We start from the raw sequence: 4,685 nt of genomic DNA, 5'->3' as shown, positions 1-4,685 counted from the left end.
TGAGGGAGCTCATGACCTGCCCAGCTTGAACCTCGGTACCCTACCCACATCACGGTGCTGTAGGCCGTTACTCCTGGTCCTTCCAGGGCCAGGAGTAACGGCCCGGGCCTCCATACGACGGGCCCTTCCTTGGAGCTGCTGGTGCGGAGGGGGTGGGTGATGCCATGCTTGCTCGCTTGATTTCGGAAAAGGTGGGTTCCTATGGGCTCTCAAGCCCTGTGCGTTGTCCCTGGCTGCGTGAAGCCGGCTGCGGACTCCCGGCGCTGTGCTTCACATGCTCGTACGTGGAGGAACCACGCGGTTCGGTGCTACTACTGCTCCACCGTCATCGAGCAACCAGGGTCCTACAGGGAGTTCAGCGACCCCTTGCAGACTCCGAGGATCTTCGGCCGGTCTGACTTGTGGAAGCGGGGGGAGGAGTTCTTCATGCAGGTTCCCCACCGCGTGAGCCTGTGCTCCCAGCATGAGCATCTGCATCTGATGCGGCACTATGAGCAGAACCTCGAACAGTTGGCGGCTGGTCTTGGTGTCATCGATGACTACCCCCACTGCTGGACGTGGAGAGGTGACACCAAGCAGAGCAAAGGTGGAAAACCTCGCCCGCTGTTCCTCCCTTACGAGGGTTCTCCTCAAAGCAAATGGATCGCCTACCGAGTGGTGTGGGAGATGACAGGGCAAGAACCTCTCAGGAGAGGTCACCAGCTGGATCATCGCGGGTGCAAGAGTGCAGGGGACACCACCGACCGGAACACTTTGTGCTGCAATCCTCTGCACCTGCAGCCGGCCACCCCCAACCAGAACCAGCGAAGCAAACACAAGCGGGTCGCTCCGCCGTCGTCGAAGCGGGCTACCGCTGGGGCGTTGTTCCTCGCCCAGACGGCGGGCCTTCCCTGGCCCTTCGCTGTTTCGACTGAGGAACAAGCTCATGCCGACTCATACCTTGCGAGTCTTGAGTCCCGCTATGGGTTCCTCCGGTTCTCGCCAGATCTGGAGAAGTTGGAGAAGCCCTGAGACACCTCCACCGCCTGGGTGTGGAAGCTGTCACATAGGACGGAACGCAGGTACTTCAAGGGAAGTGACCCCGAGGGGCAATGTCTGAACCCGTTTCCTACGCCGCGTGCTGAGTACTGCCGATCCGTGGAGCAATTCGAACGGGGGCATCCCCCTACCCCTGGTGCCCCACACTCAGCCGTGGTGGTTCCTGCCGTCCGCTCACTCTCGAACGTCACTGTTACATCAAACGTCTGATTCAAGATGTGACACTTGCTCGCCGAGTCGGCCCCGTCATCATGCGGACTCCCACCCCTCGAACTGGTGTTGCGTTCAACGTACGTTCAGATGTAACATCTACGGCAGGACACCACCATGAGGGAGAGCACCAACCATGAAGATCGGATACGCCCGAGTCAGCACCGCCAAGCAAGCCGCCCAAGGTCTCAGCCTGGAGTCACAGGAAGCCAAGCTGCGTGAGGACGGTTGCGAGCGCGTGTTTGTGGAGCGCGGCGTGTCTGGCACCACCACGTCCCGGCCTGAACTGGACCGCATGATGGACGCGCTGCGCCCCGGTGACACCGTCGTGGTGTGGAAGTTGGACCGGCTGGGCCGCGACCACATCCACCTACAGGAGACGGTGGAGTCCCTGAGCGCTAGGGGTATCGGCGTCCAATCGCTCACGGAACCAATCTTCAGCGGAGACAAGGGAGTCACCCGGCTCATGGTGGCCATTCTCTCCACGCTCGCGTCTATCGAGCGGGAGAAGATCAGCGAGCGAACCAAAATGGGTTTGGAGGAAGCACGACGCCAGGGCAAGAAACTGGGCGGACGGGCCACCGTGACCGCAGACAATCCCCGAGTGAAGTACGCCGCCGAGCTCCACGACAGGGGACGCAACGCCGCTGAGATTGCGGACGCCCTTGCACGCAAGTTCGGGGGTAATGCACCCGCACGCCAGACGGTCTACCGCTACCTGGACATTGCTCGGCAAGCGGCCTGAGTCCCCACAGGACAGCGCCCCGCTCGCTCCCCTCAATCGAGGGAGTGGGCGGGGCATTGTCCATCGTGGGGCCGTGCGGTCCTGAGTCAGATTACGCCTACTAGGAGACGGCTTCCCGTGAGGTTGCCCCACTCGCTGGGTATACCTACCCGGAGAGGGAGCTATCTCAAATTCCTCGACTGCTAAGCGGCGCTGTTCGCCAAGGAGGCCCGCTTGTGCTGGCTCACCCCGCGAGGTCCACAAGGTGATCCGGATCGAGTGGGACACTTCCTCCTTGCCAGGGCTTATCCCAGAAAGATCAGAACGGCTGTGTTCACTGAGCACCGCATGGAGTCCCCTCACCCCAGCGTGACCTACAGTCATGCGCTCCCCCGGTGAACACCCCTGAACCCCTGCCCTGTAGCGGATGAACACCGCTGGTGCCCTCCCATGAGCAGACCTCAAAGCGTGTCATCATGGGACCATGAGCGAGCACACGACACCCCCTGAGCACAGTGAGCACACCCCCACTGAGCAACCTGTGTTCGGGATGAAGCGAGCTGCCGAAGTTGCCGGGGTCTCCGTCTCCACGATCAGACGGAACCGAAGCCGCCTAGAGGAATGTGGGGCAGTAATCTCCCCTGATGGATGGCAAGTCCCTATAAGCGCTCTGGTGGCCTCTGGGATGATGAAACCCACCACCCCGGTAGATAACCACACCGAACCCGAAAAAGGCGTTCAGAACGCCGTACAAGGCCGTTCTGAGGTGCATGACCTAGAGCGCCAGATCGTGGAACTCAGACACCGCGCAGAGCTGGCAGAAGAACGTCAACGCTCAGCCGAAGAACGAGCACAAGCTGCACGCGAACTAGCGGACGCGCTGAGCGAAACACTGACTGTTGAGCGGAGGATGCTTACTACTTCCAGCCGGGAGTTAGCCGCCGATCCCAAGCAACTTGGGGTATATCCGTCAGCACAAGAGGAATCTCGTGACTCTGTTGCAAACGATAAAAGGGCAAAGTGGAGGAAACTGTTCGGCCGATAGGAAGGTTTAGTTCTAATGGATACGAAGCATTTCTCTTGCCCTGACTTCGAACGCATCTAAGGACTCCTGGTAAGATTTTCGGTAGCAATCCATGTCAATCTCAGATTCAGGATTCAAGATATGCTCGACGCCCAGCAATCCCCAGACTATTGATAGTTGGGCACCCAGCTGCCCCAGCTCTGGATGAGTTAAACGAAGGTTTGCGAGTTCTTTGCTGACGCGGTCCTCCGCAACTTTGCATTCTTCCTCTAAGGCTCGCAACGCAGATTCTTTATTAGGGCTAGTGCGCAGGTTGTATCTGAGCAGTGCCAACTTGCGATTGGCATTCCATGCGTCTTGGGCAGCTGCAGTGAATGAAACCACCATGTTGCGGAGCTCAGGTCGAAGGGCTCGCCAATCTTCCCGGCGCTGCTGGATGAGGGTGGTCAGCAATGGTCCCGTGACTCCGGCAAGGCCACCGATTGCTGCACCTATGACGGCAAACCATCCTGGATCCATGACACCTCTCAGGGGTCTCTGCGGTGGGTCGTTGAGTAGATCCCTAGCGGGTGCTGGAGCGACACACCCCAGACATGCGGAAGGGCACTGCGCCAACAGTGCCCTATCCTGGTGTTTGCAACAACAACTGAGTCCATTCTAGCAACTGCGCCAACGGTTGCAATGGAGCGCCCAGCGATGGAAGACCTGGGTGGGGCCTGAGACGCGGCCCCGCATCAACATCACCAGCCGCCTCACACGCGGTGCTCCCCGGGTCAGAGCCGGCTCCTTTGCCGAGCGCACAGACAGGGGCCGTCACCAGGAGTCGTAAGACCTGGAAGCGAAGGAGTGCCAAGCCCTACAGTGTCGCCCGTGGACAGTAGCCCTGTCACGAGGTCGAGCACCGGAGCTGTGCGCACATGCCGCCACTGCCCACGAGTAATGCCGTGGGCCTTCTTCAACCACCCACGAGGTGGTCAACCGATGCGACCGATCGACCGACCGGGCTGATCCGCACGTGTTCAAGATGCCTTAGACGTTCCCTACCCCACCCTTCCTCGCCGAAGGTGTGCCACGGGAGCGTTTAAGGCATCCCCCTGCCCTCCGCTCCCTCACTCCCTCCCAGGCTGATCGGCTGGTCCTCTCAGAAACAGCTCCACGGGATGGACTGGGGAAGAGCGGGGGGCAGGGCATAAATCAGTACGAACATAGTGAGTTCCAAAGGCAAGTCTTCTCCCTGTTCTTACTGTCTTGATGAACTGCTCTCCCTGATGTCTGGAACTATGAGACTATGTGCAGGTAGTTAACATTCCTCTAAAAGTTAGGCACCTTGATGGAAAACCAGATCCTTGATGAGTTGTACGAAGCGAGCGCAGGAAATGATGCCTACCTTGGCTACGTTCAAGTTACTGACCATACCGATCTGATTAATACCGAGACCACAAGTCACTGGCAGCCGCATCCGTCTACGCTTCAAGAGGCTACGAGGTGGGTTGACTCATACGAGAAGCCCAATGATCACTGCCTCATCGATGTTGCTGGAGTCGTGTCTGTGCGGGTCCGCACTGCTGCCATCAAAGACAGACATCAGAACACCTGGAGCAACGCCAGCTGCTGAGGGAGCTCATGACCTGCCCAGCTTGAACCTCGGTACCCTACCCACATCACGGTGCTGTAGGCCGTTACTCCTGG

The 4,685-nt window shown here is 59.3% G+C and carries 4 protein-coding genes; 3 read left to right on the top strand and 1 reads right to left on the bottom strand.

Translation table 11 applies throughout. The features are described from left to right. Positions 1-426: 426 nt before the first annotated feature. The 3 genes from QL985_RS11765 to QL985_RS11755 all read left to right on the top strand — a co-directional run bounded on the left by QL985_RS11765 (position 427) and on the right by QL985_RS11755 (position 3,017). Positions 427-1,011 (top strand): hypothetical protein, encoded by a 585-nt coding sequence (locus tag QL985_RS11765; protein ID WP_290147943.1) that lies wholly within the window; start codon positions 427-429, stop codon positions 1,009-1,011. 373 nt (positions 1,012-1,384) lie between these two features. Beyond that, positions 1,385-1,993 (top strand): recombinase family protein, encoded by a 609-nt coding sequence (locus QL985_RS11760; RefSeq protein WP_290147941.1) that lies wholly within the window; start codon positions 1,385-1,387, stop codon positions 1,991-1,993. Positions 1,994-2,660: 667 nt separating this feature from the next. Continuing rightward, positions 2,661-3,017, top strand: coding sequence for a hypothetical protein (locus QL985_RS11755; RefSeq protein WP_290147940.1), 357 nt, complete (start codon positions 2,661-2,663; stop codon positions 3,015-3,017). 12 nt (positions 3,018-3,029) lie between these two features. On the opposite strand, the gene QL985_RS11750 is transcribed toward QL985_RS11755, so the two are convergent. Then, positions 3,030-3,515, bottom strand: coding sequence for a hypothetical protein (locus tag QL985_RS11750; protein WP_290147939.1), 486 nt, complete (start codon positions 3,513-3,515; stop codon positions 3,030-3,032). Between the last annotated feature and the right edge of the window lie 1,170 nt (positions 3,516-4,685).

Origin of the sequence: Kocuria sp. APC 4018 (assembly GCF_030407675.1) — a bacterium.
In the GTDB taxonomy this organism is placed as follows: domain Bacteria; phylum Actinomycetota; class Actinomycetes; order Actinomycetales; family Micrococcaceae; genus Kocuria; species Kocuria rhizophila.
This window is presented reverse-complemented; position numbering and strand designations above follow the sequence as displayed.

What these genes read in the sequence shown, in the direction of transcription:
- QL985_RS11765 (WP_290147943.1), top strand. Translation starts at nt 427, where the DNA reads ATGCAGGTTCCCCACCGCGTGAGCCTGTGCTCCCAGCATGAGCATCTG.
- QL985_RS11760 (WP_290147941.1), top strand. Translation starts at nt 1,385, where the DNA reads ATGAAGATCGGATACGCCCGAGTCAGCACCGCCAAGCAAGCCGCCCAA.
- QL985_RS11755 (WP_290147940.1), top strand. Translation starts at nt 2,661, where the DNA reads ATGAAACCCACCACCCCGGTAGATAACCACACCGAACCCGAAAAAGGC.
- QL985_RS11750 (WP_290147939.1), bottom strand. Translation starts at nt 3,515, where the DNA reads ATGGATCCAGGATGGTTTGCCGTCATAGGTGCAGCAATCGGTGGCCTT.